Annotated in this window: 3 protein-coding genes; 2 read left to right on the forward strand and 1 reads right to left on the reverse strand. The window is 65.9% G+C overall.

Features of this window, described 5'->3' with window-relative positions; translation table 11 throughout:
- Positions 1–72 precede the first annotated feature (72 nt).
- A complete protein-coding gene (locus AOP78_RS14600; RefSeq protein ID WP_062206462.1) occupies positions 73–1044 on the reverse strand; it encodes an SDR family NAD(P)-dependent oxidoreductase in 972 nt (323 codons plus the stop codon).
- A gap of 51 nt (positions 1045–1095) precedes the next feature.
- Here AOP78_RS14600 and AOP78_RS14605 point away from each other — a divergent pair, with 51 nt between their 5' ends.
- Positions 1096–1647 (forward strand): TetR/AcrR family transcriptional regulator, encoded by a 552-nt coding sequence (locus tag AOP78_RS14605; protein ID WP_174442393.1) that lies wholly within the window; start codon positions 1096–1098, stop codon positions 1645–1647.
- A gap of 432 nt (positions 1648–2079) precedes the next feature.
- On the forward strand, positions 2080–2490 hold the full coding sequence (locus AOP78_RS15155; protein ID WP_152659597.1) for a hypothetical protein: 411 nt from the start codon (positions 2080–2082) through the stop codon (positions 2488–2490).
- The last annotated feature ends 38 nt before the right edge of the window (positions 2491–2528 follow it).

Genomic DNA, 2528 nt, shown 5'->3' on the forward strand with positions numbered 1-2528 from the left:
GTCAGGAACGAAAGGTTGCGACGGGCCCTCGGGTGGGCCGACGCAGTGCTGCGGCCCACCCGAGTGATGGGACTATCCGTCGATGAGGTTGGCGGACACGGTCCACAGCCGTTCGGCGAGCTCCGGGTCGAGTGCCCACTCCTTCACGCCGTGAGGGTGGTCGGCGAGGGTGGCGTCGTTGGGCACCGTGTACGCCTCCTGTCCGTCGTCGAGGTAGTGGCCACCCGTATGCGCGAACTCGGGGCGGATGGCGGCGACCATCGTCGTCGCGGCTCCTTGCTCGATCGTCTTGTACGAGAACACTCCCGCCGCCTCTGCGGCTTCGAGGGACGCCTTCTGTGCCGGCGTGAAGTGTCGTTGGAGGCCGGTGGCGACTCCGCCGGGGTTGACAGTGTTGGCGACGATTCCGTCGGCCTGCCACCGGCGGGTTGCCTCGACCGCGAACAGCGAGTTGGCCGTCTTCGCCTGCGCGTAGGCGATCTGAGGGTCGTAGGCTCGACGGACGAACTGGAGGTCGTCGAAGTCCACGCCCCCGCGCATGTGAGCGGTCGAGCTGAGGGCGACGATCCTTGACCCGTCTCGTTCGGCGGCGCCGTCGCGCAGCGCGGCGTGGAGGCCGCGAGCGAGCGCGAAGTGACCGAGGTGGTTGGTGGCGATCTGGAGTTCCCATCCCTCGGCGGTGCGTTCGAGTCCGCCTGTCACGACACCTGCGTTGTTGATCAGCAGGTGCAGTGGCATCTCCCAGTCGGCGACGAACCGCTGGACCGACGCGCGGTTGGCGAGGTCCAGGAGGTGCACCTGCGGCCGACGGCCACTCGTCGAGAGGGCGATGTCGGTCGCAACCTTGTCGCCTGAGGAGAGGCTTCGTACGGCCATGTGGACCTCCGCGCCAGCTGCGGTGAGCGCTCGTGCGGTCTCTGCGCCGAGGCCCGACGATGCGCCCGTGATGATGGCGCGGACTCCGGTCAGGTCGATCCCGGCGAGAACGTCGTCGGTGGTGGAGGTCGCCGAGAACGGCGTGGTGATCAAGGGTGAAGTTGTCATAGATTCACTATACATACAGTGTCAAGTGTGTCTAGTTGGTATAGTTCCCGCATGGCAGACGAGAATGCGGGTTCGCCCGCGCGTCGGGCAGAGGTGCTGGATGCTGCGCTGCGCACCTTCGCCCGCTACGGGTATCGGAAAACCTCGATGGACGACGTCGCGAAGGAGGCCCGAATCTCGCGACCAGGCCTCTACTTCCTGTTCGAGTCCAAGAGCGGCCTCTTCCGTGCCGCAGCCGAACGAGGCATCGAGCTGGACCTCGCGGAGGCAGAGAAGGCGCTCGTCGACCCCAGCCGTCGGCTCGTCGAGCGCGTCGTCGACGCGTTCGACTGCTGGGCCGGCCGATATCTCGGCCCCATGGGGGACACGGCCGGCCTCGTCGAGGACAACCCTGATCTTCTCGGCCCGATCGCGGTCTCCGGCCCCGAGAGGTTCGAGGCCGTCCTGAGGGCTGCCCTCGAGGGTGAGCCGTCCTGCGCGGAGCCCCTCGGTGTCGCCCGCACGCTCAACGCGGTGTCGATCGGTCTCAAGCATCAGGGTGTGAGCCGCGACGAGTACCGTGCCCGGATCGCGGACGCGGTACGTCTCATGGTCGTGTCCTGAATCGGAGCGCCGCACCGTGTCCTGGGGGAAGGCCCCGGGGCTCGGCTGCCGAGCGGTCGCCTGCGCGCCTGAGAATAGAAAAGGCCCCTCGCGATGTAGAAGCTACGCGAGGGGCTTGGTGGCTCCGACCGGCGTCGATCCGGTGACCTTTCGAATTGGAGGAGGCCTCTGCCAGGGGTTTTCGCGGGTTGGTCGGTTCCATCCACGATAAGGGCGACCTCTGTCGACAGCGCGCAACCGCGCCACAAGTCGATGTTCACTTTGGGAAGCGTCGAGCACGAGTTGGCGATGCATCGAACGATCATGCGAACTTGGACTCCACGTCCGCCTCAGCGGAGAGCGCGCGGTTGCGCCTCAGCCCAAGCAAGTACTACATTCGTGACACTCGGCGCCAGATTGGGGATCTAGCGCCACGTGCGCGAGGGGATTGACGTGAACGGCTTCGAGATCGGATCTACAGGCACGCACCACCACTGGAATCGCGAGAACTACCCATTTCTTGATGTAGCGGCCACCGCCGTGGTCGCTCTTGCGGGCATGGCCTGCATCCTCATTAACACGTGGGATCCAACCCGATGGGGTCTGCTAGCAACGGTGGCACTGCTCGGATTCGGACTTGCCGCGGCGATGTGGACCGCGAATGACCATTCGCTTCGATACCGAACTGCATCAGCCGCAGCACTTCTCTGCATGTACACGGCGGTGCTCGTACCCAGCCTGGCCGGCGTGGCCCCCGTCGAGCCATGGACCGCGTTTGCCCTCTCGGTGGCGGGCTCCTTGCCGATGTGGCTCGTTGCCGTGTGGCGCGGGTACCTCACACGTCGTACGACGCAATCTGCCTAACTGATTGCCACGCGCACCAACGGAACCCCGCCGAGTCA

The sequence above is a fragment of the Demequina salsinemoris genome, from assembly GCF_000974805.1.
Taxonomy (GTDB): Bacteria; Actinomycetota; Actinomycetes; order Actinomycetales; family Demequinaceae; genus Demequina; species Demequina salsinemoris.